Raw genomic sequence first — 24,228 nt, forward strand, 5'->3', positions numbered from 1 at the left:
CTCAGCGCCTGCGGTTCCGGAGGGGGCGGCGGCGGCCCGGCCGACGCCTCCGGCAAGGTCGAGGGCGACATCACCTTCCAGACCTGGAACCTGCGCGCCAACTTCAAGGACTACTTCGACGGAGTGATCGCCGACTTCGAGAAGAAGTACCCCGGCACGAACGTCAAGTGGATCGACCAGCCCGCCGAGGGCTACGCCGACAAGATCAGCGCCGACGCGGCCGGCGGCACGCTCCCCGACGTCGTCAACGTCTCCCCGGACCTCGTCGCCCCGCTCGCCGGGGCCGGTCTCGCGCTCGACCTCGACAAGGCCGCCGCGAAGTACCGGAAGCAGTACCTGGCGGGCGCCTGGGCCAGCCACCGGATACCGGGCATGACGGGCACCTACGCCTTCCCCTGGTACCTCAACACCGGACCGCTCTTCTACAACAAGACCCTCTTCGAGAAGGCGGGCCTGGACCCCGAGCGGCCCCCGAAGACCTACGGCGAGGTCTTCGACGCCGCCCTGAAGATGGCGAAGGCGACCGACGGCAAGGTCGCCACCCTCGCCAACGTCCCCACCATCGAGGACTTCGGCCGCTACGGCGTCGCCCTCATGAACGAGAAGGGCACCGCCTTCTCCTTCAACGACGCCAAGGGAGTCGAACTCCTCACCAAGTACAAGGAGTTGTACGACGCCAAGGCGCTGGACCCGCAGGCGCTGACCGCCACCCCCGAGTCGTCCGGAAGGAAGTTCCTCACCGGTGCCGTCGCCATGAACCCCGGCAGCGCGCTCGACCTCGGCAACTTCAGGAAGCAGGCGCCGAACCTGTACGAGAACATCGGCATCACCGACCAGATCACCAGCACCGGCTCCGCCAACATGTACGTGATGGGCGTGATGGTCAACGCGCGGACCGAGCGCACTCCGGCCGCGGTGGCCTTCGCCGCCTTCGTCACCGACGCCGAGCGCCAGATGTCGTTCGCCAAGAAGGTCGCGATCTTCCCCAGCACCGCCGGCTCCCTGGACGACCCCTACTTCACCGAGGAGGACGGCACCGACGAGACCCGGGTGCGCGTCGCCGCCGCCAAGTCGCTGAAGAACGCGGTCAACTACACGCCCGTGCTGTTCAGCGAGCAGATGAAGACGGCGCTGCGCAACGAGGTGGCGAAGGCGTTGCAGGGCAGGCAGAGCCCCCGGCAGGCCCTCGACAACGCTGTCGCGGCCTGCGACAAGCTGCTCCGGCAGCGGGGATAGCGCACGATGGCCGGTACGACCGTCTCCCGGGCGCGGCGCCCCGCCGGCCCGGTGCGCCGCCAACTCCCCGCCAGCCCCTGGCTGTTCGCCGCCCCGGGCCTGCTGATCATCGGCACGTTCGTCCTGTACCCGTTCGTCTCCACCCTCGTCAACGCCTTCACCGACCGCCGGACCCTGGTCCCGGGCCGCTTCGTCGGCCTCGCCAACTTCCGCGAGCTGCTCAACGACGACATGTTCTGGACCGGGCTGCGCAACAGCACGCTCTACGTCCTCGGCGTGGTCCCCGCCCTCGTCGTCCTGCCGCTGCTGCTCGCGCTGCTGGTGCAGAAGAACATCCCCGGCATCACCTTCTTCCGCTCCGCCTTCTACACCCCGGTCGTCGCCTCGATCGTCGTCGTCGGACTGATCTGGGTCTGGCTGCTGGACGAGCGCGGCCTGGTGAACTCCCTGCTGGAGACGGTCGGGATCGGCCGCGTCGGCTTCCTCAGCGACCAGTGGCTGCTCCTGCTGAGCGCCATGGCCGTGACGGTCTGGAAGGGCCTCGGCTACTACATGATCATCTATCTCGCGGCACTCGCCAGCGTGCCCCGCGAACTGCACGAGGCCGCGGCCGTCGACGGCGCCGGCGCGGTGCGCCGCTTCCTCACGGTCACCGTGCCCGCCGTGCGCTCCACGATGGTCCTGGTCGGCGCGCTCTCCTCGGTCGCCGCCTTCAAGGTGTTCTCCGAGGTGTACCTGATGGCGGGCCCCAGCGGCGGCCCGGCGGGCGAGGACACCACCCTCGTCATGCTCGTCCAGCGCACCGGCACCGGCCTCACCGGCCGCGTCGGCTACGCGTCGGCCCTCTCCGTCGTCGTCTTCGCCGTCACCGTCGTCCTGATGCTGCTCGTGCTGCGCGCCGACCGCAGGGAGGAGCCGTGAGCGTCCTCCGGAAGGCACCGCCCGCGCCCCGGCCGGCCGCCCCGCGCGGGCCCCGCGTCACCGACGAGCACGGCCGCCGCGTCCGGGTCGGGGAACTCGCCCTGCGCTACCTGCTCCTGCTCGGTGTCCTCGCGCTCACCGTCGGGCCGTTCCTGTGGCAGCTGTCGACCTCGCTCAAGGGCCCCACCGAGGACATCTTCAGCTCCCCGCCGACGTTCCTGCCGAAGGACCCCACCCTCGGCAACTACACGCGGGTCGCCGACACCATCCCCGTCTGGGACTACGCCCTCAACTCGCTGAAGGTCGCCGTCGCCAACGTCGTCACCAACTGCGCCGGCGCGGCGCTCGCCGGCTACGCCCTGGCCCGGCTGCGCTACCGCGGCCGCCGCGCGGCCACCCTCGCCTTCATCCTGGCGATGCTCGTGCCCGTCGAGGGCATCATCATCGCCCAGTTCACGACCATGCGGGAACTCGGCCTGAACAACACCCTCGTCGGGGTCGTGCTCCCCGGCTCCGTCAGCGCCCTGAACGTGCTGCTCATGCGCAACGCCTTCCTCAACCTGCCCTACGAGATCGAGGAGGCGGCCTACATCGACGGCGCCAACGTCTGGCAGCGGTTCCTGCGCATCGCCGTCCCGTCCGTCAAGGGCACCCTCGCGGTCGTCGCCATCTTCGCGTTCATGGGCGCCTGGGACGACTTCCTGTGGCCGCTCATCGTGCTCAGCGACCCGTCCCGGTTCACCCTCACCATCGGCCTCAACTACCTGCACGGCACCTTCGCCAACGACGAACGCCTCGTCGCCGCCGGCACGATCATCGCCGTCGCGCCGCTGATCGCCCTGTTCGCCTGCCTCCAGCGGTACTTCTTCCGCGGTGTCGGCGAGGGCGCCGTCAAGGGCTGACCGCACGGCGAGAGCCCCGCCCCGCACCTCCGTCACAAGGACCCGTATGCCTGCTGCCGTGCGCTTCGGCGTCAACTACACCCCGAGCGAAGGGTGGTTCCACCACTGGCTCGACTTCGACCTCGACTCCGTGCGCGCCGACCTCGACTCCATCGCCGCGCTGGGCCTGGACCACATCCGGGTCTTCCCGCTGTGGCCGTACTTCCAGCCCAACCGCGCCCTGATCCGCCCCCGGGCGGTCGAACAGCTCGTCCAACTCGTCGACGCCGCGGGCGAACGCGGTCTCGACGTCACCGTGGACGCTCTGCAGGGCCACGTGAGCAGCTTCGACTTCCTCCCGGCCTGGACCCGCACCTGGCACCGCCGCAACCTCTTCACCGACCCGGACGTCGTCGAGGGCCAGGCCGCCTACCTGCGCACCCTCGCCGCCGCCCTGGCCGGCCGGCCCCACTTCCTCGGCATGACGCTCGGCAACGAGGTCAACCAGTTCTCGGCCGGACCGCACCCCGACCCCGACCGGGCCACCGAGGCCGAGATCGACCGCTGGCTCGCCCGGCTCCTCGCGGCCTGCGAGGAGGGCGCCCCCGGGCGGCTGCACGTGCACGCCGAGTACGACGCCACCTGGTACCAGGACGACCAGCCCTTCACCCCCGGACAGGCCGCCCGGCACGGCGCGATGACCGCCGTGCACTCCTGGGTCTTCAACGGCACCGCCCAGCGCCACGGCCGTACCGCCGTCCCCACCGAGCACCACGCCGCCTACCTCGTGGAACTGAGCAAGGCATGGGCCGAGGACCCGCACCGGCCCGTGTGGCTCCAGGAGGTCGGCGCCCCCGCCCCCCTGGTCCCGCCCGAGCACGCCGCCGCCTTCACCGAGGCGACCGTCGCGGCCGCGCTGGACTGCCCCGACCTGTGGGGCATCACCTGGTGGTGCTCCCACGACGTCTCCCGCGACCTCGCCGACTTCCCCGCCCTCGAATACGGGCTCGGCCTGCTCACCAACGACCGCGTCCCCAAGGACAGCGCCCGCGTCCTGGAGCGCGCGGCCCGCCGGGAGCGGCGGACACCGGAGCCGCGCACCACCGCCCTGGCCGTCCCCGCCGACCCGGCCGTCCGCTCGCGCTGCGCCCCCGGCGGCCCCGTCTACGACGCCTACTTCCGGCTCGTCGCCGACGGCGCCCGCCCCACCACCGTCCTCGACAGCCGCGCCGCCGACCGCGCACACCTCACGGCACGCGGCATCACCGAGGTCGTCACACCCGATCAGGTACTCCCCACCCCACACGGAGGCACCCGCTCGTGAACCCCACCAGACGCACCGTCCTGCTCGCCGGCGCAGCCGCCGCCCTCACCCCCGCCGTCCCGGCGCTCGCCGCGCCCCGCGCCGCCGCCCTCCAGCCGTACGCCTCCTACTGGTACCCGGACTCGCTGCCCGCCGGCTCCCCGGGCGCCGGGATCACCTGGCGCAGTCTGACGTCCTGGCGGGCGGCCGACGACGCCGACCTCGCCTTCAACGCCTCCACCGTGCCGCTCGCCGCGCGCTTCACCCCGGCCCCGGCCAACCCGACCGCCCGCGCCGACCAGGCCCGCATCCAGTCCCTGGTGTCCTTCGGGCCCACCGCGGGCAACCCCTCGCAGGGCTCGGCGACGGCCGACTACTACGCCCTCACCCACTGGGCGTACATCGACGAGCTGGTGTTCTGGGGCGGCTCCTCCGGCGAGGGGCTGATCCTCGCGCCGAACGCGCCGGTCGTGGACGCCGCCCACCGCCACGGCGTCCGCGTCCTCGGCAACGTCTTCCTGCCGCCGGCCGCCTACGGGGGCCAGTTGCAGTGGACCCGCGACCTGGTCCGCAAGGACGCGGCCGGACGGTATCCGCTGGCCGCCCGGCTGGTGGCGGTCGCGGCGGCCTACGGCTTCGACGGGTGGTTCGTCAACGCCGAGACCGGCGGCGGGAACACCGCCCTCGGCACCGACATGCTCGGCTTCCTGCGCGAGCTCACCTCGCTGGCCCGGACGGCGGGACAGCGGATCACCTGGTACGACTCGATGACCGTCAACGGCACCGTGAGCTGGCAGGGCGCCCTCAACTCCCAGAACGAGCCGTTCTTCCAGAACGCCGACGACATGTTCGTCGACTTCCGCTGGACCGCCGCCAAGCTCGCCGCGTCCGGCCGGCGTGCCGGTCAACTCGGCCGCGACCGCTACCAGTTGCGCGCCGGAGTCGACGTCGAGTCCAACGGCTGGAACTCCTCCGTGGACTGGGACGCCCTCGTGCCCCGCGACAAGGCCCACGTCGTCTCGCTCGGCTTCTACCGGCCCGAGTGGACCCGCAACCACCTGCCGGCGGACGGCAGGACACCGGGCGGCTTCCACGCCGCCGACGACCGCTTCTGGACCGGCCGTTCGCTGGACCCCGCACGGCCCGACACCACCGACCCCTGGCGGGCACCGGCCGTGTCGGTCGCCGACCGGTCGACGGTCGCCTCCCTGCCGTTCGCGAGCGTCTTCAACACCGGGCACGGGCTGCGCTGGTACGAGGACGGGCAGGTGACGTCGGACGCGCCCTGGAACCAGCTGGGCCTCCAGGACCGGCTGCCGTCGCGCCGCTGGGTCGTGCACACCGACGGACAACGCCCCTCCGTCGCCTTCGACTTCGCGGACGCCTGGCACGGCGGGAGCAGCGTGCTCGTCACCGGCGCGCTGGACCGTCCGGCCGTCCTGGACGTGTACGCGACCCGGCTGCCGCTGACCTCCGGCACCGTCGTCGAGCTGACCCACCGCACCGACGCGGGCCCGGTCACCGTCGAACTGGCCGTGGCCACGGGCGATCCCGACACACCGGGCGCCACACCGCCGTACACCTACTTCCCGGTCGGCTCCGGCGGCGGCTGGCGGACCGCGACCGTACGGCTCACCGGCCTGACCGGCACCGTGCGCGCGATCGGCGTCCGGCTCACCGGGGCCGGCGGAGCCGAGCTGCGCTGGCGGCTCGGCGGTGTCGCCGTGCGCGACGCCGCACCGACCCCGCCGGCGCCCTCCGGCCTGCGGATCACCGCGGCCTCGGGCGGCGATCTGCGCCTCGCCTGGAACCCCGCCCGCGACGGCGTACGCCACCACACCCTGCACCGCCTCCTGCCCGACGGCACCCGGCGCTTCCTCGGCGGCACCTGCCAGCCCGCGTTCTTCGCCGGCGGACTGCGGCCCGAACAGGGCGAGAGCGAGGCACGGTTCGAACTGCGCGCCGTAGGGGAGCTGTACACCACGTCGGCCCCCGTGACCGTCACCCACCGCTGGTAACCATCCGCCGGACGACCTACCTACGGAGCACCCCGCATGCATGACGACCGCAACCTGGTCGAAGCCCGCCTCAAGCGCGTCCTGGACGAGCGCGTCCGCCCCGCCGTGTACCCCGAGTCGGTGCCGCTGGACGTGGCCGTGTGGCACGCCCCCGGCGAGCCCGTGCCGGTCGAGGAGGGGCTCGCCGCCGTACCCGAGCCGATCGAGGTGGGCGCCCGGTGGGGTGCTCCCTGGGGCACCAGCTGGTTCCGGGTCACCGGGACCGTGCCGGAGCGGTGGGCGGGCCGGACCGTCGAGGCCCTGCTCGACCTCGGCTTCGACGAGAACATGCCCGGCTTCCAGTGCGAGGGGCTGGTCTACCGGCCCGACGGCACGCCGGTGAAGGGCCTCAACCCGCGCAACCAGTGGGTGCGCGTCGGCGCCCCGGTGGCGGGCGGCGAGGAGGTGCGGCTGCACGTCGAGGCCGCCTCCAACCCGGTCATCCTCGACTACCACCCCTTCCTGCCCACCCGGTTGGGCGACAAGGAGACCGCCGGCAGCGCACCCCAGTACACCCTTGCCCGCATGGACCTCGCAGTCCTCGACGAGACCGTGTGGGAGCTGGTCCTCGACCTGGAGGTGCTCGGCGAGCTGATGGCCGAGCTGCCGGTGGAGTCCGCGCGGCGCTGGGACGTCCTGCGGGCGGTGGAGCGCGCGCTCGACGCCCTCGACCTCCAGGACGTGGGCGGCACCGCGGCACGGGCCCGCGAGGCCCTGGCCGGGGTGCTCGCCGCCCCCGCGGTCCCCTCCGCGCACCGCGTCAGCGCCGTCGGGCACGCGCACATCGACTCGGCGTGGCTGTGGCCACTGCGCGAGACCGTGCGCAAGGTGGCCCGCACGACCGCCAACATGACCGCCCTGCTCGCGGACGAGCCCGACTTCGTCTTCGCCATGTCCCAGGCCCAGCAGTGGGCCTGGGTCAAGGAGCACCGGCCCGAGGTGTGGGCGCGGGTGAAGAAGGCGGTCGCCGACGGCCGGTTCGTGCCCGCGGGCGGCATGTGGGTGGAGTCGGACACCAACATGCCCGGATCGGAGGCGATGGCACGCCAGTTCGTGCACGGGAAGCGCTTCTTCCTCGACGAGTTCGGCGTCGAGAACGAGGAGGCGTGGCTGCCCGACACCTTCGGCTTCGCCGCCGGACTCCCGCAGATCATCAAGGCGGCCGGCTCCAAGTGGCTGCTCACGCAGAAGATCTCCTGGAGCCAGACCAACACGTTCCCGCACCACACCTTCCGCTGGGAGGGCATCGACGGCACCCGGATCTTCACCCACTTCCCGCCCGTCGACACCTACAACTGCTCCATGAAGGGCGCTGAGATCGCGCACGCGGCCCGCAACTTCAAGGACAAGGGCGCCGCCCGGCACTCGCTGGCGCCCACCGGCTGGGGCGACGGAGGCGGCGGCACCACCCGCGAGATGATCGCCAAGGCGGCCCGGCTGCGGGACCTGGAGGGCTCGGCGACCGTCGTCTGGGAGAGCCCGCGGGCCTTCTTCGAGAAGGCCGAGGCCGAGTACCCCGAACCGCCCGTCTGGGTGGGCGAGCTCTACCTCGAACTCCACCGCGCCACGCTCACCAGCCAGGCCGGGACCAAGCAGGGCAACCGCCGCAGCGAGCACCTGCTGCGCGAGGCCGAGCTGTGGGCCGCGACGGCCGCCGTGCGCACCGGGTTCCCCTACCCCTACGAGGAGCTGGACCGGATCTGGAAGACGGTCCTGCTGCACCAGTTCCACGACATCCTGCCCGGCTCGTCCATCGCCTGGGTGCACCGCGAGGCACGCGCCGCCTACGCCCGCCTCGCCGACGAGCTGACCGTGATCGTCGACGCCGCCCAGCGCGCCCTGGCGGGCGAGGGCACCACCGGCCTCGTCTTCAACGGCGCCCCGCACGCGCGTGACGGCGTCCCCGCGGGCGGCGCCGGCACCCCGGCCGCCGAGGGCACCACGCACCGCACAGGGCGGCCCGGCGGCGGCTTCGTCCTCGACAACGGCCTGCTGCGGGTGGAGATCGACGAACGGGGCCTGGTGGTCTCGGCGTTCGACATCGGGGCCGACCGCGAGACCGTCGCCCCGGGGCTCGCCGCCGGACTGCTCCAACTGCACCCCGACTTCCCCAACATGTGGGACGCCTGGGACGTCGACGCGTTCTACCGGCACACCGGGACCGACCTGACCGGCGTCGACGAACTCGCCCCGGGCGAGGACGGCGGCTCGGTGCGGATCACGCGGTCCTTCGGCGGCTCCCGCGTCACCCAGCTGCTGTCCCTGGCACCGGGGGAGCGGCGGCTTGTCTTCGACACGGAGGTCGACTGGCACGAGACGGAGAAGTTCCTGAAGCTGGCCTTCCCGCTCGACGTGCACGCCGAACGGTACGCGTCCGAAACCCAGTTCGGGCACTTCCACCGGCCCACCCACACCAACACCAGCTGGGAGGCGGCCAAGTTCGAGGCGTGCAACCACCGCTTCGTCCACGCGGCGGAGCCGGGCTGGGGCGTCGCCGTCGTCAACGACTCGACGTACGGCCACGACGTGACCCGCACGGTCCGCACCGGCGGCCACCCCGGCACGACCACCACCGTCCGGGCCTCCCTGCTGCGCGCCCCGCGCTTCCCTGACCCCGAGACCGACCAGGGCGTCCACCGCTTCCGGCACGCCCTGGTGCCGGGCGCGGGCGTCGGGGACGCGGTGCGCGAGGGCTGGCGGATCAACCTGCCCGAGCGGCGCCTGACCGGCGCCGGGGAGGTGGCTCCGCTGGTGGCGGTGGACCGGGACGCCGTCGTGGTCACCGCCGTCAAGCTCGCCGACGACGGCAGCGGCGACGTGGTGGTCCGGCTCCACGAGGCCCACGGCGGCCGGGTACGGGCCACACTGACCGCCGGCTTCGAGGTCGCCGACGTCGCGGCCACCGACCTGCTGGAGCGGGCGCTGCCCGAGGCGCCCCGCTGGTCGGGCCGTGAAGTGGCGCTGCGGCTGCGGCCGTTCGAGCTGGTGACGCTGCGGCTGCAGCGGGCCGGGGCGCACTGAACCGGCGGCGGGCGCACGGGCGGGCCGGTCCCTCGCGCGGCCCGGTCCCGCCGCGGGCTCACTCGCGCAGCCGGGCCCGCAGCCACTCCTCGACCTCGCCCACATGGGCCGCCGCGGCGACCCGCGCCGCCTCGGGGTCGTGGGCGACGAGCGCGCGGTGGATCGCGGCGTGCTCCCGGCGGGTCCGGGCGAAGGCGCCCTCCTCCTGGTAGCCGCGCCAGACACGGGCGCGGAAGGTGCGCGAGGACAGGCCCTCCAGGATCGCGGCCATGGTGCCGTTGCCCGCGGCGCCCGCGATCACCCGGTGGAACGCGAGGTCGTGGGCGAGGATCTCCTCCGGGTCGTCGGTGGCGTTCATCGCGGTGAGGTGCTTCTCCACCTGCGCCAGCTGGTCCGGTGTGATGCGCGCCGCCGCCAGCGCGGTCGCCGTCGACTCCAGGACCCGCCGCACCTCCAGGAGTTCCACCAGCCGCGGTCCCCGCGAGAGGTCGGCGACCACCCCGAAGGTCTCCAGCAGATCGCCGGCCTCCAGCTGGGTGACGTAGATCCCGGAGCCGTGCCGGGCCTCCAGCACCCCGAGCACCGTCAGCGCGCGGATCGCCTCCCGCATCGAGCTGCGGGAGATGCCGAGCCCCGCCGCGAGGTCACGCTCGGGCGGCAGCCGCTGGCCCGGTTCCAGCCGCCCCTGCGCGATCATCGCCTTGATCTGCTCGATGGCGCGCTGCGTCACGGTGCCCTTCTGCGGGGCCGTCTCGTCCTCCACGCCGTTCCTCCCGTCCTGCGGGTGCCTGCGGGCACCCGATGAGCCGCAGTGTAATCACCAGGTTGGTCCGACCACTACGGCTCGAAATGCCGAAAACTTGCCTCCGGAGGGTGTTGTGACGGCGAAGTGGTCTGATAAATATGCGGTCATCCGCTCGACCCACGTGCTCGAACCCGCTCAACGAGGAGCCGCCAGATGCCCGGCACGACAGCGGGGAAGCAGAACAGGTCCAGAACGGCACCGCGTCGGCCGGGTCCGCGGAACCCGCTCACCCCCGCCCGGGTCCCCTCGTTGCGGATCCAGGCCGTCCACGGAGGAGTCTTCCTGGTCGCCCTCATGACCGCCCGGGTCACGACGGGCCGGGCCCAGGACTGACCCCCGCCGGTCAACCGCCCCTCCACGGAAAGGACTTCAGTGTCCCAGGCCCCCGGCATGCACAGCCGCGTCACCGCGGTCGACACCCACGACATCCGCTTCCCCACCTCGCGCGAACTCGACGGCTCCGACGCGATGAACCCCGACCCCGACTACTCGGCGGCGTACGTCGTCCTGCGCACCGACGACGCCGACGGCCACGAGGGCCACGGGTTCACCTTCACCATCGGACGGGGCAACGAGGTGCAGGTCGCCGCGATCGAGGCCCTGCGCGCCCATGTCGTCGGCCGGTCCGTGCGGGAGCTGTGCGCGGATCCGGGGACCCTCAACCGCGACCTGATCGGCGACAGCCAACTGCGCTGGCTCGGCCCCGAGAAGGGCGTGATGCACATGGCGATCGGCGCGGTCGTGAACGCCGTGTGGGACCTCGCCGCCAAACGCGCGGGCAAACCCCTGTGGCAACTGCTCGCCGACGCCGAACCCGAGTGGATCGTCCGCCAGATCGACTTCCGCTACCTCACCGACGCCCTCACCCCGCAGGAGGCGCTGGCCCTCCTGCGCCGGGGCCGCGAGGGCGCCGCCGAGCGCGCCGGGCTGCTGCGCGAGCGCGGCTACCCGGCCTACACCACCTCGGCCGGCTGGCTCGGCTACGACGACGACAAGCTCGGCAGGCTCGCCGCCGAGGCCGTCGCCGACGGCTTCACCCAGATCAAGCTGAAGGTCGGCGCCGACCTGGAGGACGACGTACGGCGCTGCCGGGTCGCCCGGTCCGTCGTCGGCCCCGGTGTCCGCCTCGCGATCGACGCCAACCAGCGCTGGGACGTCGCCGAGGCGATCCGCTGGACCAGGGCACTCGCCGAGTTCGACCCGTACTGGATCGAGGAGCCCACGAGCCCCGACGACGTCCTCGGCCACGCCGCGATCCGCGAGGCCGTCGCCCCGGTGAAGGTCGCCACGGGCGAACACGTCCAGAACCGGGTCGTGTTCAAACAGCTCCTGCAGGCCGGGGCGCTCGACGTCGTCCAGATCGACGCCGCCCGCGTCGGCGGCGTCAACGAGAACCTCGCCGTGCTGCTGCTCGCCGCCAAGTTCGGCGTCCCCGTCTGCCCGCACGCGGGCGGTGTCGGCCTGTGCGAACTCGTCCAGCACCTGTCGATGTACGACTACGTCGCCGTCACCGGCACCACCGAGGACCGCGTCATCGAGTACGTCGACCACCTCCACGACCACTTCCTCGACCCCGTGGTGATCCGGCGGGGGCACTACACGGCACCCGCCGCGCCCGGCTTCTCGGCCGCCATGCGGCCCGGGTCCATCGCCCGGTACACCTACCCGGACGGCGCCTTCTGGGCCGCCGACCGCGAGGAGCGGACGAAGAAGGGACACGCGGCATGAGTGACTTCGAGGGTCTGAGGGCCCTGGTGACGGGCGGCGCCTCCGGCATCGGCCGGGCGACGGCCGAACTCCTCGCCGCGCGCGGCGCCCGGGTCGCCGTCCTCGACCTGGACGTCTCGTCCGTCGGCGAGCCGCTGCTCGCTCACCGCGCCGACGTCACCGACGACGCCTCCGTGCGCGCGGCCGTCGCGGACGCCGCCGCCGCACTCGGCGGGCTCGACATCCTCGTCAACAACGCGGGCGTCGGCGCCCAGGGCACCGTCGAGGACAACGACGACGCCGAGTGGCACCGGGTCATGGACGTCAACGTCGTCGGCATGGTCCGGGTCGCGCGCGCCGCGCTGCCCGCGCTGCGCCGCTCCTCCCACGCGGCGATCGTCAACACCTGCTCCGTCGCGGCGACGGCCGGGCTGCCCCAGCGCGCGCTGTACAGCGCCACCAAGGGCGCCGTGTACGCGCTCACCCTCGCCATGGCCGCCGACCACGTCCGCGAGGGCATCCGCGTCAGCTGCGTCAACCCCGGCACCGTGGACACGCCCTGGGTGGGCCGGCTGCTGGACGCGGCCCCCGACCCGGCCGCCGAACGCGCCGCCCTCCAGGCCCGCCAGCCCACCGGCCGCCTCGTCCGGGCCGCCGAAGTCGCCGCGGCCGTCGCCTACCTGGCGAGCCCCCTGTCGGGCGCGGTCACCGGCACCTCCCTCGCCGTGGACGGCGGCATGCAGGGCCTGCGGCTGCGCCCGGCGGCCCGGTGAGGCGGCTCGGCCGCAGCGGCGTCCCCGTCAGCGCCCTGGCCTTCGGCGCCGCCGGCATCGGCAACCTCTACACCGAGGTCGGCGAACGGCAGGCGCGGGACGCGGTGGACGCGGCCTGGCAGAGCGGCATCCGCTACTTCGACACCGCCCCGCACTACGGCCTCGGCCTGTCCGAACGCCGGCTCGGCGCCGCCCTGCGCGAGCGCCCCCGCGCGCAGTACACCCTCTCCACCAAGGTGGGCCGCCGCCTGGAGCCGTCGGACGCGGGCGGCGACGACCTCGCCAACGGCTTCGCCGTCCCGGCCGACCACCGCCGCGTCTGGGACTTCGGCGCCGACGGCGTCCGCCGCACCCTGGAGGCCGCCCTGGAGCGGCTCGGCCTCGACCACGTCGACGTCGTCTATCTCCACGACCCCGACGACCACGCCGAGTGGGCGCTGCGGGAGGGCTATCCCGCGCTGGAGCGGCTGCGCTCCGAAGGTGTCGTGCGCGCGATCGGCGCCGGCATGAACCAGACGCCGCTGCTCACCCGCCTCGTGCGCGACACCGACGTCGACGTGGTGCTGTGCGCCGGCCGCTACACCCTGCTCGACCAGGGCGCCCTGAGCGACCTGCTGCCCGCCGCCGAGGCCCGCGGCACCTCCGTCGTGATCGGCGGCGCCTTCAACTCCGGTCTCCTGGCCGACCCGAGAGCGGGCGCCACCTACAACTACACCGCCGCGCCGCCCGGTCCGCTGGAGCGCGCACGGCACCTCCGGTCGGTCGCGCACCGCCACGGCACCACCCTGCGCGCCGCCGCCCTCGCGTTCTGCGCCGCCCACCCGGCGGTCGCGAGCGTCCTGGTGGGCGCGCGCTCGGCGGCCGAGGTCACCGACTGCGCCCGGCAGTTCACCGCGCCCGTGCCCGCCGCCTTCTGGCAGGAGCTGCGCGCGGACGGACTGCTCGCCCCGGACGCCCCCGTCCCCGCCGAGGAGTCTCCATGAGAGTCGCCCTGCACACCAAGGTCCGCGCGGACCGCGTCGACGCCTACGAGGCCGCGCACCGCGAGGTCCCCGAGGAACTCACCGCCGCCATCCGCGCCGCGGGCGCCACGTCGTGGACGATCTGGCGCAGCGGCACCGACCTGTTCCACGTCCTGGAGTGCGCGGACTACGGCCGTCTGCTGGCCGAGCTGGACCAGCTGCCGGTCAACACGGCCTGGCAGGCCCGGATGGCCGAACTGCTGGACGTGGTGCACGACTACTCCCGCGAGGGCGCGGACGCCGCACTGCCCGTCGTCTGGGAGCTGCCGTGACGGTCGTCGACGCCCACCACCACGTCTGGGACCTCTCGGTGCGCGGCCAGGACTGGCTCGCCGCGCCCGGACTCGCCCCGCTGCGACGGAACTTCACGGTCGACGACCTGATCCCCGAGGCCCGCGCGGCCGGCGTGGCGCGCACCGTCCTGGTCCAGACGGTGACCGTCGCCGAGGAGACCCCCGAACTGCTGGCCCTCGCCGACCGGTACGAGACGGTCGCGGGCGTCGTCGGCTGGACGGACCTCACCCGCCCCGGCGTCGCCGACGAACTGGCCCGCCTGCGCGAACTGCCCGGCGGGCACCACCTCAGGGGCATCCGCCACCAGGTCCAGGGCGAGAGCGACCCCGAGTGGCTGCTGCGCCCCGACGTGCACCGCGGGCTCGCCGCCGTCGCGGACGCGGGGCTCGTCCACGACCTGGTGGTCCTGCCCCGCCAACTGCCCGCCTGCGCACGGGCGGCGGCCGCGCACCCCGGGCTCACCTTCGTCCTGGACCACCTGGGCAAACCACCCGTCGCGGCCGGGGTCCTCGAACCCTGGGCCCGCGACGTCCGGGCCCTCGCCGCGCTCCCCAACACCGTCTGCAAGCTCTCCGGGATGCTCACCGAGGCCGACCCCGCCGCGTGGACGCCGGACGACCTGCGCCCGTACGCCGACGTGGTCCTCGACGCCTTCGGCCCGCGGCGCACGATGTTCGGCTCGGACTGGCCGGTGTGCACCCTGGCCGCCTCGTACGGCGACGTGCTCGCGGTGACCCGCGACCTGATCGGCGCCGCCGACCGCGACCAGGTCCTCGCGGCGACGGCCACCCGCGTCTACGGCCTCTGAGCGGCACCGCTCAGCCGCGTGGGCGGCAGATACTCCCGCACATACGTCCGCTCCCAGCACGCGCCCGTCTCCCGCAGTTCGCGCCACGTCGTGTACCGGTAGCGGAACAGCCGGGCGCGGACGTAGCGCGGCGGGGCGTTCGGCGGGAACGGCGAGCGGCGCAGCAGAGCGAGCGTGGCGCGGTCGTTCTCCAGGAGCCGTTCCACCAGCGTGCCGAACCAGGGTCCGGCGTACGCGGGGGACAGGGCCGCGAACCACATCAGCCAGTCCAGCCGCAGATGGTAGGGCGCGAACTGGCGCGGCCAGCGCCGCGGATCGCCGGGCTTGCCCCTGAACTCGTAGGCCCGCCAGTGCGCCTCCTCGCGCGGTACGTCGTCGGCCGTGCCCTCGATGACCACCTCGTAGCGGACCCGGCTGACGCTGCCGAACGCGCCGTAGGTGTTGACCAGGTGCAGCGGGTCGAAGGAGCGGTTCATGACCTGCCGGCGGGAGACCATGTTGGCGACCGGGCGGTAGCTGAGGCACACCAGCACCGCGGCCACCGCGAGCACCACCACCCGGTACCACACGGGCGCGTCCGCGACGGGCCGCGGACCGGCCGGGAACGCCACCGCCGACAGCGCGAGCACCACGGTGATCCAGTTCAGCCAGGAGAAGTTGCCCGACAGCACCAGCCACAGCTGGGTGACGATCATCAGCGACGCGGCGGCCGTCGCGACCGGCTGCGGGGCGAACAGGAAGAACGGCACCACGAGTTGGGTGACGTGGTTGGCGGCCGCCTCGACCCGGTGCAGCGGCCGGGGCAGCCGGTGGAAGAACCAGCTCAGCGGGCCCGGCATCGGCTGGGTCTCGTGATGGTGGTCCAGGCAGGTCAGCCTCCGCCAGCAGGCGTCGCCGCGCATCTTGATCAGACCGGCGCCGAACTCGACGCGGAACAGGACCCAGCGCAGCAGGAACAGCACCACGACGGGCGGCGCCGCCTCGTCGTTGCCGAGCAGCACCGCCAGGAAGCCCACCTCCAGCAGCAGCGACTCCCAGCCGAACGCGTACCAGGTCTGCCCGACGTTGACGATCGACAGGTACAGCAGCCACGGCACCAGCCACAGCAGCATCGCGCCCCACAGCGGCACCAGGGAGTCCACCCCGGCCAGCAGTCCCGCCGAGAGCGCGCAGCCCGCCCACGCGCACCCGGCGAAGAACCGGTCCGAGTAGTGGAGCTGGAACAGGCTCGGGGCGGACCGGAACGGCACCCGCGCGACGAACCGCGGCACCGGCAGCAGACCCCGCCGCCCCAGCAGCGCCCGGAACTGCAGGGCCGCCGAGAGGAACGCGACGAGGTACACGCCGGCCAGCGCCCGCTGGAAGACCAGCCGGCTCGTGGCGTACTCGGGTGCGACGAACCAGTCCACGGCCGAACCCCTCCTCTCCCAGTGTCGCGCCACCCGGCGCCGGTGACTGTCCGTATACCACCTCTCCGCTTGCGTAACCCGGGCAGGCGAAGCAGACAATGGAGGGCGAAACGCCGATGGAGCAGCAGGAGGACGAGGTGCGGAGAACGACCCGAGCCATCGTCACGGCCTGCGCCCTGTCGGCCGCGGTCCTCGTCGCGAGCTGCGGTGACGGTGCGGACACGGCGACCCCCCAGGGCCCGCCCGACCGGTCCGCCGGCGCCACCGGCTCCCGCACGGCCGGCCCGGCCGCCGGGCTGGTCCCGGGCGGACGGGCGGCGGACCCGCGCGCCCCGGCCCGCCCGGACGCCTCCGACAGCGTCTTCGGCAGCCCCACCGACCTCTTCGGCGGATGACCGGCGCCGGGGAGCGCCCGGCCCCGCGGCGGCCCGGGGAGATCGCCGCCCCGGTCGAGGAATCCGGCGAACCCTGGCAAGGTGGGCGCATGGCTGATCGGGGAGCGAGCGCCCCGTCACTCCCGGACGACTGGCCCCTCCACCCGGATCCGATCCTGGCGCTCCACCGCATGGGCAGCTTCGACTGGGACCTGGACAACGGGCTGTTCCACCTGGACGCCCAGGCCCACGAGGTCTTCGACCTGCGCCCCGACGAGTACGACGGCCGCCCCGAGACCCTCGCGGTCCGGGTCCCGGCCCCCGAGGGCTTCCGGCTGGACGGCCTGGTCTCCCAGGCGCTGAAGGACGGCAGCGACCACTACGGCACCTACTTCCGCATCCGCCGCCGCGACGGCACCATGCGCTGGACCCACACCCAGGGCCACATCCGCCGCGACGGGACCGGACGGCCGCGCCGCATCATCGGCCTCGTCCGCGACGCCACCGACGAGCTCGCCGAGAGCGAGGAGCGCCTCGAACAGCCCGCCGAGGACGAGGCCCGCCGCCAGCAGACCAGCGTCGTCCAGCTCACCACGGCCGCCCTCGCCCACGCCCGCACCGTCCAGGACGTCATCGACGTCCTCAAGGACACCCACGGCCTCACCCATCTCGGCGCCACCAGCCTCGTGATGGGCCTGGTCGAGGCCGGCCGCATCCGGCTGGTCGCCGAGGGCCCCGCGGGCAGCTTCGTGCCCGGCACCCTGGTCACCCGGATCGACGAGCAGTACCCGATGAGCGAGGTCGTACGGACCCTCAGCCCCCGCTTCATCGAGTCGCCGGAGGAGTTCGCCGCCGGCTACCCGGTCCTGTGGCCGCACATCACCGGCCTGAACATCACCGCCGCCGCCTACATGCCGCTGATCGCCCAGGCCCGGCCGATCGGCGCCCTCGGCCTGCTCTACAGCAACCGGGGCGGATTCTCCGCCGAGGACCGCAACGTGCTCCTCGCCCTCGGCAGCAGCATCGCCCAGAGCCTGCAGCGGGCCATGCTCTACGAGCAGGAGAAGGACCTCGCCACCGGCCTGCAGCAGGCCATGCTCCCGCGCACCATCCCCAGCGTGCCCGGCGCCGACGTCGCCGTGCGCTACCGCTCCGCCTCCCTGGGCCGGGACATCGGCGGCGACTGGTACGACCTGATCCCGCTGCCGGGCGGCCGGGTCGGCGCCGTCATCGGCGACGTCCAGGGCCACGACACGCACGCCGCGGCCGTGATGGGCCAGCTGCGCATCGTGCTGCGCGCCTACGCCGCCGAGGGCCACACCCCCGCCGCGGTCATGGCCCGCGCCTCCGTCTTCCTGCACGAACTGGACACCGACCGCTTCGCCACCTGCCTGTACGCCGAGGCCGACCTCACCACCGGGGTGGTGCAGGTCGTGCGGGCCGGGCACATCGACCCGCTGATCAGGGAGCCCGGCGGCGCCTGCCGCCGGGTCCGGGTCGAGGGCGGGCTGCCGCTGGGCCTGTCCGCCGAGTTCGGCCGGCTCGCGTACCCCGTCGGCACCCTCGAACTGGACTCCGACCACACCCTCCTGCTGTGCACCGACGGCCTGGTCGAGCAGCCCGGCACCGACCTGGACGACGGGATGCGCAACCTCACCGCGCTCATCGCCGGCGGCCCCCCTGACGTGCGGGGTCTCGCGGACCTGCTCATCGACGTGGCCGAGGAGCGCGGCGGCGACGACGACGTGGCCCTGCTCCTGCTGCGCCGCCGGGCCCCGGACACGCCGCAGGCCGGCGGGCGCCTCCAGCAGCATGTCGCGCCCGGCGACCCGGAGGCGCTCACCGCGGCCCGGCACATGATCCGGGCCGCGGTCCTCGCGTGGGGCGCCGCCGACCGGGCCGACGAGGTCGAACTGGTCGCCGACGAGCTGATCACCAACGCCCTGATGCACACCGAGGGCTCCGCCGTGGTGACCCTCAGGGTGCTCGCCGCCCCCGAGCGCCGCCTGCGCGTCGAGGTCGAGGACTCCTCCAGCGCCCTGCCGCGCCGCCGCGAGGCGGGGGAGTCCGGGGTCTCCGGCCGGGGGCTGCTCCTGGTCGATCTGCTCACCGACGTGTGGGGCGTGGAGGCGCGCGGCGGCGGCAAGGCGGTGTGGTGCGAGTTCCCGGTCACCGAGCGGCCGCCCTGACGGCCCCCGCCGCCGGGGCGCCGCCGGCCCCGGGTGGCACCCTGGACGTATGCCGGAACTCCCCGAGGTCGAAGCGCTCAAGGACTTCCTCACCGAGCACCTGGCCGGACACGAGGTCGTGCGGGTGCTGCCCGTCGCCGTCAGCGTCCTGAAGACGTACGACCCGCCGGTCACCGCCCTGGAGGGGCACCGCGTGAGGGCCGTGCACCGGTACGGCAAGTTCCTGGACCTGGAGACGGCCGGCGGCCCGCACCTGGTGACCCATCTGGCCCGCGCGGGCTGGCTGACGTGGCGGGACCGCCTGCCCAGCGGCATGCCCCGCCCCGGCAGGGGGCCGCTCGCGCTGCGCGTCGCCCTGGAGACCGGTGCCGGCTTCGACCTGACGGAGGCCGGCACGCAGAAGCGCCTCGCGGTGTACGTGGTCCGCGATCCGGGGCAGGTCCCGGGTGTGGCCCGGCTCGGCCCCGACCCGCTCGCCGAGGACTTCGGCACCGCGCGCCTCGCGGCCCTGCTGAAGGACGAGCGCCGGCGCCTCAAGGGCGCCCTGCGCGACCAGAGCCTGCTGGCCGGCGTGGGCAACGCCTACAGCGACGAGATCCTGCACGCCGCGCGGCTGTCGCCCTTCAAGCCGGCGTCCTCCCTGACACCGGAGGAGACCGCGCGGCTCCACGAGGCGCTGCGCACCACCCTCACCGAGGCGGTCGAACGCGCGCGGGGGATCGCCGCAGGGCGGCTGAAGGCGGAGAAGAAGAGCGGCCTGCGCGTCCACGGGCGCACCGGTGAACCCTGCCCCGTGTGCGCCGACACCATCCGGGAGGTGTCCTTCAGCGACTCCTCCCTCCAGTACTGCCCGACCTGCCAGACGGGCGGCCGGCCGCTGGCCGACCGCCGGCTGTCCCGCCTGCTCCGGTAGCGGGACCGCTCCCACACCTACCGGGGCAGCAGCGTCACCAGGCGCTCGCCCTCGGTCGTGCGCACCTCGTAGCGCGCGATCTCCCCGCCGCGCATCGCCGAGGACCCCGTCATGGTGTTCTGCCGGGCGTCGCGGGGGGTCGCGGACCAGCTGGTCACCGTCTCCTCCGTGCCGTCCCGGCCGACCGCGATCAGCCGGCACGAGCGCGGTCCCGCGCCGTCCCTGACCTTCAGCTCCACCTGGCTGCCGTACGCCTCGTCGGCGCTGGTGACCTGCGCCCACACCCCCGATGCCGGGTCCGTCGCCTGCACGGTCCGCACCGGCCGCTCCCCGCCGCCCGCCATGAGTGCCACCCCGGGCCCGCCGAGGGCGATCACCGCCGAGGCGGCCACCGCGTACAGGGCGCGCCTGCGGCGGGCCCGGTGGCGGGTGGCCACCGTCTCCAGGAGCCGGTTCAGCAGCTGGGGGCCGGGCGTGGCCAGGGGGTGCGCGAAACGGGGCGTGGAGCGCCGGTACAGCAGCAACTGGCGTGTCACGGGCCCGAACTCGGTCACGTGTGCCGCGCAGCGCGGGCACTCCATGAGGTGGTCCTCGAAGCGGAACGCCTCCGCCTCGGTCAGCACGCCGAGCGCGTACGCGGCGACGTCGCGATGCCTCTCCAGGGACCTCATGCCGAATCCTCGTGCCGTTGGGTGCGGGGTGTGTTACTCCGTGCGCCCACTGGTACGCACCGGACGGTCGAATCACTCAAGCCGCGCGGAGAATCGCAACCAGGGGATTCGGAGCGGTCGGTGCCGAGGATTGGTCCCTGAGAGGAAGAACTCAGAAAAGATGGATGGCGAGGTGCCCGAGCGGCAGTCCCAGCTGCCACGCGGGTGTCCAGACCTTCGGCCCCTCGTCCTCACCGACCGGTACGCCGCCGCCGGGCACGGCGTTCAGATCGGGCGCGAGCAGCTCGGTCTCCCGCAGCCAGCGCCAGGCCGCCTCCGCCAGCCGCAGATCGGGGTCCGGCGCCGCGGAGGCGGCGGCGCGCGAGGCGAGCTGCGCCAGCCGCTCGTGCACCCAGCCCTGCCACGGCTGGTCGTAGGCCGTCAGCGACAGCCAGGTCTCCAGCTGGGTGACGACCCGGATGCCGGACAGCTCGCCGTCGGTGTCGGACAGGAAGACGGTCAGCGCCAGGGCGTCGCGCCCGGCGCGGAACTCGAAGGACGTCGGCGGCATCAGATCGCCGGTGCGCAGCAGTTCGTCCGCGATGTACTCGGCGTACAACCACGCCATGGGGACGGTGAGTTCACCGCCGCCGGTACCGTCCGTGCTCTCTTGACCTCTGTGCAGCATCCCTTCCTGCCTTCCTCCGGTGAGTGCGTCGCCCTACCCGGGGCCGCGGGGCCCAGGCCCCGTCCGGAACACGGATGGGGACAGCCGATTACTCAACCGGGGTGTTCAGCAAGGCGCTTTACGGAGGTTTGACCAAACCGTCGGTTTCACCGCAGGTCGGCCGCATAACCCGGAAGCACCCGGCGCAGGGCCCGCAACGCGTAGTAGGCGCGGGACTTCACCGTACCGGGCGGAATTCCGAGGGTCTGGGCGGCTTCCGCCACACTCGCCCCTCGGAAGTACACGAGCACCAGGACGTCACGGTGCTCGGGAGTGAGTGTCTTCACAGCCTCGCGCACGTCCAGTGCCGCGGCGGCCCGCTCGGCGTGGTCGGACATCACCCGGGCGTTCTCCAGGACGGCGTCGCCGACCTCCGGCGGCCGTGCCTGGCGCGCCCGCCGGGCGTCGATCGCGAGCCGCCGGCCGACGGTCATCAGCCAGGGCCGTACGGAGTCGAAGTCGTCGGCGCGCAGGGCCTCGGGATGCTGCCAGGCCCGTACGAGCGTCTCCTGCACCAGGTCCTCGGCGCGCTGGCGGTCGCCGTCGCAGAGCCGGAGCAGGAGGGCGAAGAGGGGCCGGCCGTGCTCCCGCTGCAGTGCGGCGAGCTCGTGCTCGGCGGTCGTCCCGTTCGTCAGGGTGATTCCGGCCGTCATGGCCGTATGTCACCGCAGGCGCCGCTCACGGGACAGGACATGCGCACGGGTCTGCGGCGGACGGTCGATCGCGTCGGTGAACGGTTCGGTGAACGGTCCCTTCCGCCTGTGCGGCTGCGCGGACGGGCTAATAGAAGTGGCGGAATTGTTTGCGAGCCTGCCCCATTTCGTACCTATTTGATGCGTATATACGACCACAAGGGGTGAGCTGATGATCGCACGCAGTCGGCTTGTGGCCATCGCTGTCACAGCCTTCCTCGCCGCAGGAGCCGCCTGCCAGGCGCACAACCGCGACGTCTCGGGGCGGGCCGCCCCCTCCGCGGGTCCTCGCGGCTTCACGCTCGTCGCCTCCGGCGACGTCCTGCCGCACACCTCCGTCATCGACCGCGCGCGCTTCGACGCGGGCGGCAGCGGCTACGACTTCCGCCCGATGTTCGCCGGGGCCCAGTCCGTGGTCTCCCGCGCGGACCTGGCGCTGTGCCACATGGAGACCGTCTACGGGGAGAACGGCGACTACACCGGCTCCCCCCTGTTCAAGTCGCCGCCGGAGGTGGCCAAGGCGCTCGCCGCGACCGGGTACGACAGCTGCTCCACCGCCTCCGACCACAGCCTGGACGACGGGGCCGGCGGCATCCTGCGCACCCTGAACGCGCTCGACCGGGCCAGGGTCAAGCACGCGGGGACGGCGCGCGCCGAGGGCGAGTCGAGGACCGTGACGGTCCTGCGCGCGGGCCGCGCCAAGGTCGCGCACCTCGCCTACACCTACGGCGTCGAGGACTCCCCGCTGCCCCCCGGCCAGCCCTGGGCCGTCAGCCTGGCCGACAGGAAGCGGATCGTGGCGGACGCGCGCGCCGCCCGCAGGGCCGGCGCCGACGTGGTCGTGGTGTCGACGCACTGGGGGACCGAATGGCAGGACGCCCCCGACCAGCGGCAGCAGGCGCTGGCCCGCGAGCTGACCGCCTCGCGCACCGGCGACCGCCCCGACATCGACCTGATCCTCGGCACCCACGCCCATGTCCCGCAGGCGTACGAGAAGGTCAACGGCACCTGGGTGGTGTACGGCATGGGCGACCAGATCGCCGGCGCGATGTACAACCAGCAGGGCGTGCAGGACCCCCGCGGCAACGAGTCCACGATCGCCCGCTTCACCTTCACCCCGCCGCGCGCGAAGGGCGGCCGCTGGGAGGTGTCCAGGGCGGAGTTCGTGCCGCAGCTCTTCGACATCGACGCCGGCCGCGTGGTCAACCTCAACCGGGCCATCGCCGAGGGGGCGGACCTGCGCGGCGTGCGCGACCGCATCCGGGACGTCGTGCTCAGCCGCGGCGCGGGCGGCGACGGACTGGAGATGGGGGAGTAGGGCGCGGCCTCCGTCAGCCGGCGCCGACGTGCGCGATGGTGCGCACCACCCCGGTCGGCACCCGTACGCACGCCCGCACCTCGGCGTCGGTCGGCGCCCCGCCCACCCGGCGGTTCAGGGTGTCCTCCCGGGCGGGCACCGCGGTGCCCGCGGCCGTCGGCCGCACCGGTGAGGAGCGCCGGTGCGCGGGGTTCGCGACGCGTTCCACCCAGCCCCGCTCCGGTCCTTCGCCGCGGGCGGACGCCGGGACGGTCGTTCTACGGCACCACCGTCACCGGCCAGCGCCCCGCCTTGACCAGCCGCACCGCCACCGAGCCGACGATGCGGTGGCCCGCCTGCTCCGAGGCGCCCACCACCACCGCGTCCGCCTTGAGGTCGTCGGCGGCCTGCACCAGACCGCTGTACGGGTCGCCCCGGAACGTGTGGAACTCCCAGCGCACGTCGAATATCCCCCTGACCCGCTCGGTCGCCTCCCGGATCTGCGCGATCAGGTCCTCGGCGATCTCGTCGGTCGTCTCCGCCACCGGTGCCCCGAGCGCCGCGCCCGCCGTCAGCGCCGGCTGCACGTACACGAGGGCGAGCAGCGCGTTCTGCCGCCGGGCCAGCCCGCCCGCGTAGGCGGCCGCCCGCAGCGAGGAGTCGGAGCCGTCCACGCCGACCACGACGACCTTGGGACCGTCCGTGCCCCGCTCGAACCGGTGCTGGTGCTGTTGCGTCACGGCAGGGAGGCTATCGGACGCCGCGGACCGCCCCGCGGGGCGGGGACGCCCGGCGGGCGGGGGCGCCGGGGGCTTCCTGGAGCCGGAACATGAGTGCCACCGCGCACGCGCCCCGCGCGACGGGCCCGGCCCGGCCGCCCGGCCAACGCCTGCTCGGCGGGGTGCCCCAGGGCTTCGCGGTCTCCGTCGGCGCCTTCGGACTGCTCTGCGCCCTGCGGGCGCTGATCCCGCCGCTGCGCGTCGCCCCGCGCCCCGTCGTCGCACACGCCCGCCCGGATGCGCCGGGCGGGTGTTTTCGTGCGCCCGTAGCGGTGCCGCACTGGTGCGCCGGTCCCCGGCCGGGCGACTGATGAGTCATGACGAAGGATCAGCTGCCCCCCCGTCTGCTCACCCGACGCCGCGCGCTGCT

Annotated in this window: 23 protein-coding genes and 1 pseudogene; 17 read left to right on the forward strand and 7 right to left on the reverse strand. The window is 73.7% G+C overall.

Annotated features, from left to right (window positions below; genetic code table 11):
* From SZN_RS23470 to SZN_RS23495, 6 genes are all read left to right on the forward strand, one after another.
* Positions 1-1,236, forward strand: a 1,236-nt coding sequence (locus SZN_RS23470; protein WP_007499381.1) for an ABC transporter substrate-binding protein, incomplete at its 5' end; no start/stop codon positions are given.
* A 6-nt stretch (positions 1,237-1,242) separates the two neighbouring features.
* The gene (locus tag SZN_RS23475; RefSeq protein WP_007499383.1) at positions 1,243-2,157 is read left to right on the forward strand and encodes a carbohydrate ABC transporter permease; all 915 of its coding nucleotides are present in this window, start codon (positions 1,243-1,245) and stop codon (positions 2,155-2,157) included.
* A complete protein-coding gene (locus SZN_RS23480; RefSeq protein ID WP_007499385.1) occupies positions 2,154-3,059 on the forward strand; it encodes a carbohydrate ABC transporter permease in 906 nt (301 codons plus the stop codon). The genes SZN_RS23475 and SZN_RS23480 overlap by 4 nt, the downstream gene beginning before the upstream one ends.
* Positions 3,060-3,105: 46 nt before the next feature.
* Positions 3,106-4,362 (forward strand): glycoside hydrolase 5 family protein, encoded by a 1,257-nt coding sequence (locus tag SZN_RS23485; protein WP_086021428.1) that lies wholly within the window; start codon positions 3,106-3,108, stop codon positions 4,360-4,362.
* Positions 4,359-6,359 carry an endo-beta-N-acetylglucosaminidase gene (locus SZN_RS23490; protein ID WP_007499389.1) on the forward strand — a complete coding sequence of 667 codons (2,001 nt, stop codon included), beginning with the start codon at positions 4,359-4,361 and terminating at the stop codon, positions 6,357-6,359. The genes SZN_RS23485 and SZN_RS23490 overlap by 4 nt, the downstream gene beginning before the upstream one ends.
* A gap of 36 nt (positions 6,360-6,395) precedes the next feature.
* Positions 6,396-9,419, forward strand: coding sequence for an alpha-mannosidase (locus SZN_RS23495; RefSeq protein ID WP_007499392.1), 3,024 nt, complete (start codon positions 6,396-6,398; stop codon positions 9,417-9,419).
* Between the two features lie 58 nt (positions 9,420-9,477).
* Here the strand turns inward: SZN_RS23495 and SZN_RS23500 are convergent, their stop codons facing one another.
* Positions 9,478-10,182, reverse strand: a complete 705-nt coding sequence (locus tag SZN_RS23500) for a FadR/GntR family transcriptional regulator (RefSeq protein ID WP_007499394.1) — start codon at positions 10,180-10,182, stop codon at positions 9,478-9,480.
* 258 nt (positions 10,183-10,440) lie between these two features.
* Between SZN_RS23500 and SZN_RS42760 the strand changes: the two are divergent.
* The 6 genes and pseudogenes from SZN_RS42760 to SZN_RS23530 form a co-directional block, all read left to right on the forward strand.
* Positions 10,441-10,557 (forward strand): annotated as a pseudogene (locus SZN_RS42760) (ABC transporter permease); the annotation flags it as partial.
* A 57-nt stretch (positions 10,558-10,614) separates the two neighbouring features.
* Positions 10,615-11,952 (forward strand): L-fuconate dehydratase, encoded by a 1,338-nt coding sequence (locus SZN_RS23510; protein WP_078508861.1) that lies wholly within the window; start codon positions 10,615-10,617, stop codon positions 11,950-11,952.
* The gene (locus tag SZN_RS23515; RefSeq protein ID WP_007499400.1) at positions 11,949-12,704 is read left to right on the forward strand and encodes an SDR family NAD(P)-dependent oxidoreductase; all 756 of its coding nucleotides are present in this window, start codon (positions 11,949-11,951) and stop codon (positions 12,702-12,704) included. Before SZN_RS23510 ends, SZN_RS23515 begins: the two co-directional genes overlap by 4 nt.
* Positions 12,701-13,687, forward strand: a complete 987-nt coding sequence (locus SZN_RS23520) for an aldo/keto reductase (RefSeq protein ID WP_007499402.1) — start codon at positions 12,701-12,703, stop codon at positions 13,685-13,687. The genes SZN_RS23515 and SZN_RS23520 overlap by 4 nt, the downstream gene beginning before the upstream one ends.
* A complete protein-coding gene (locus SZN_RS23525; protein ID WP_007499404.1) occupies positions 13,684-13,998 on the forward strand; it encodes an L-rhamnose mutarotase in 315 nt (104 codons plus the stop codon). The genes SZN_RS23520 and SZN_RS23525 overlap by 4 nt, the downstream gene beginning before the upstream one ends.
* Positions 13,995-14,828 carry an amidohydrolase family protein gene (locus SZN_RS23530; protein ID WP_007499407.1) on the forward strand — a complete coding sequence of 278 codons (834 nt, stop codon included), beginning with the start codon at positions 13,995-13,997 and terminating at the stop codon, positions 14,826-14,828. The genes SZN_RS23525 and SZN_RS23530 overlap by 4 nt, the downstream gene beginning before the upstream one ends.
* On the opposite strand, the gene SZN_RS23535 is transcribed toward SZN_RS23530, so the two are convergent.
* Positions 14,816-16,237: a lipase maturation factor family protein gene (locus SZN_RS23535; protein WP_007499408.1), complete on the reverse strand. Its 1,422-nt coding sequence runs from the start codon at positions 16,235-16,237 to the stop codon at positions 14,816-14,818. The genes SZN_RS23530 and SZN_RS23535 overlap by 13 nt on opposite strands.
* Positions 16,238-16,353: 116 nt before the next feature.
* Between SZN_RS23535 and SZN_RS23540 the strand changes: the two genes are divergently transcribed.
* The 3 genes from SZN_RS23540 (at position 16,354) to SZN_RS23550 (ending at position 19,713) form a co-directional block, all read left to right on the forward strand.
* Positions 16,354-16,632, forward strand: coding sequence for a hypothetical protein (locus tag SZN_RS23540; protein WP_007499410.1), 279 nt, complete (start codon positions 16,354-16,356; stop codon positions 16,630-16,632).
* A gap of 89 nt (positions 16,633-16,721) precedes the next feature.
* A complete protein-coding gene (locus SZN_RS23545) occupies positions 16,722-18,800 on the forward strand; it encodes a SpoIIE family protein phosphatase (protein WP_043732631.1) in 2,079 nt (692 codons plus the stop codon).
* Positions 18,801-18,849: 49 nt separating this feature from the next.
* Positions 18,850-19,713: an Fpg/Nei family DNA glycosylase gene (locus tag SZN_RS23550; RefSeq protein ID WP_007499414.1), complete on the forward strand. Its 864-nt coding sequence runs from the start codon at positions 18,850-18,852 to the stop codon at positions 19,711-19,713.
* Between the two features lie 17 nt (positions 19,714-19,730).
* On the opposite strand, the gene SZN_RS23555 is transcribed toward SZN_RS23550, so the two are convergent.
* From SZN_RS23555 to SZN_RS23565, 3 genes are all read right to left on the reverse strand, one after another.
* Positions 19,731-20,384: a zf-HC2 domain-containing protein gene (locus SZN_RS23555; RefSeq protein WP_007499416.1), complete on the reverse strand. Its 654-nt coding sequence runs from the start codon at positions 20,382-20,384 to the stop codon at positions 19,731-19,733.
* Positions 20,385-20,535: 151 nt separating this feature from the next.
* Entirely contained in the window at positions 20,536-21,051 is a 516-nt protein-coding gene (locus tag SZN_RS23560) for a hypothetical protein (RefSeq protein ID WP_007499418.1), read from the reverse strand.
* A gap of 146 nt (positions 21,052-21,197) precedes the next feature.
* The gene (locus SZN_RS23565) at positions 21,198-21,743 is read right to left on the reverse strand and encodes a sigma-70 family RNA polymerase sigma factor (RefSeq protein ID WP_007499420.1); all 546 of its coding nucleotides are present in this window, start codon (positions 21,741-21,743) and stop codon (positions 21,198-21,200) included.
* 211 nt (positions 21,744-21,954) lie between these two features.
* Here SZN_RS23565 and SZN_RS23570 point away from each other — a divergent pair, with 211 nt between their 5' ends.
* The gene (locus SZN_RS23570; RefSeq protein WP_043732629.1) at positions 21,955-23,100 is read left to right on the forward strand and encodes a CapA family protein; all 1,146 of its coding nucleotides are present in this window, start codon (positions 21,955-21,957) and stop codon (positions 23,098-23,100) included.
* 13 nt (positions 23,101-23,113) lie between these two features.
* Here the strand turns inward: SZN_RS23570 and SZN_RS23575 are convergent, their stop codons facing one another.
* Positions 23,114-23,308, reverse strand: a complete 195-nt coding sequence (locus tag SZN_RS23575) for a hypothetical protein (RefSeq protein WP_007499424.1) — start codon at positions 23,306-23,308, stop codon at positions 23,114-23,116.
* A 49-nt stretch (positions 23,309-23,357) separates the two neighbouring features.
* Positions 23,358-23,819 (reverse strand): universal stress protein, encoded by a 462-nt coding sequence (locus SZN_RS23580; protein ID WP_007499426.1) that lies wholly within the window; start codon positions 23,817-23,819, stop codon positions 23,358-23,360.
* Positions 23,820-23,908: 89 nt separating this feature from the next.
* Between SZN_RS23580 and SZN_RS23585 the strand changes: the two genes are divergently transcribed.
* Complete coding sequence (locus SZN_RS23585; RefSeq protein ID WP_007499428.1) at positions 23,909-24,169, forward strand: hypothetical protein; 261 nt, start codon at positions 23,909-23,911, stop codon at positions 24,167-24,169.
* Positions 24,170-24,228 lie beyond the last annotated feature (59 nt).

This window comes from Streptomyces zinciresistens K42 (genome assembly GCF_000225525.1).
GTDB lineage: Bacteria > Actinomycetota > Actinomycetes > Streptomycetales > Streptomycetaceae > Streptomyces > Streptomyces zinciresistens.

Excerpts from the sequence above, each read along its gene's own strand:
- SZN_RS23475 (WP_007499383.1), top strand. The coding sequence starts at position 1,243 with ATGGCCGGTACGACCGTCTCCCGGGCGCGGCGCCCCGCCGGCCCGGTG.
- SZN_RS23485 (WP_086021428.1), top strand. The coding sequence starts at position 3,106 with ATGCCTGCTGCCGTGCGCTTCGGCGTCAACTACACCCCGAGCGAAGGG.
- SZN_RS23495 (WP_007499392.1), top strand. The coding sequence starts at position 6,396 with ATGCATGACGACCGCAACCTGGTCGAAGCCCGCCTCAAGCGCGTCCTG.
- SZN_RS23510 (WP_078508861.1), top strand. The coding sequence starts at position 10,615 with ATGCACAGCCGCGTCACCGCGGTCGACACCCACGACATCCGCTTCCCC.
- SZN_RS23515 (WP_007499400.1), top strand. The coding sequence starts at position 11,949 with ATGAGTGACTTCGAGGGTCTGAGGGCCCTGGTGACGGGCGGCGCCTCC.
- SZN_RS23525 (WP_007499404.1), top strand. The coding sequence starts at position 13,684 with ATGAGAGTCGCCCTGCACACCAAGGTCCGCGCGGACCGCGTCGACGCC.
- SZN_RS23540 (WP_007499410.1), top strand. The coding sequence starts at position 16,354 with ATGGAGCAGCAGGAGGACGAGGTGCGGAGAACGACCCGAGCCATCGTC.
- SZN_RS23545 (WP_043732631.1), top strand. The coding sequence starts at position 16,722 with ATGGCTGATCGGGGAGCGAGCGCCCCGTCACTCCCGGACGACTGGCCC.
- SZN_RS23550 (WP_007499414.1), top strand. The coding sequence starts at position 18,850 with ATGCCGGAACTCCCCGAGGTCGAAGCGCTCAAGGACTTCCTCACCGAG.
- SZN_RS23555 (WP_007499416.1), bottom strand. The coding sequence starts at position 20,384 with ATGAGGTCCCTGGAGAGGCATCGCGACGTCGCCGCGTACGCGCTCGGC.
- SZN_RS23560 (WP_007499418.1), bottom strand. The coding sequence starts at position 21,051 with ATGCTGCACAGAGGTCAAGAGAGCACGGACGGTACCGGCGGCGGTGAA.
- SZN_RS23565 (WP_007499420.1), bottom strand. The coding sequence starts at position 21,743 with ATGACGGCCGGAATCACCCTGACGAACGGGACGACCGCCGAGCACGAG.
- SZN_RS23570 (WP_043732629.1), top strand. The coding sequence starts at position 21,955 with ATGATCGCACGCAGTCGGCTTGTGGCCATCGCTGTCACAGCCTTCCTC.
- SZN_RS23585 (WP_007499428.1), top strand. The coding sequence starts at position 23,909 with ATGAGTGCCACCGCGCACGCGCCCCGCGCGACGGGCCCGGCCCGGCCG.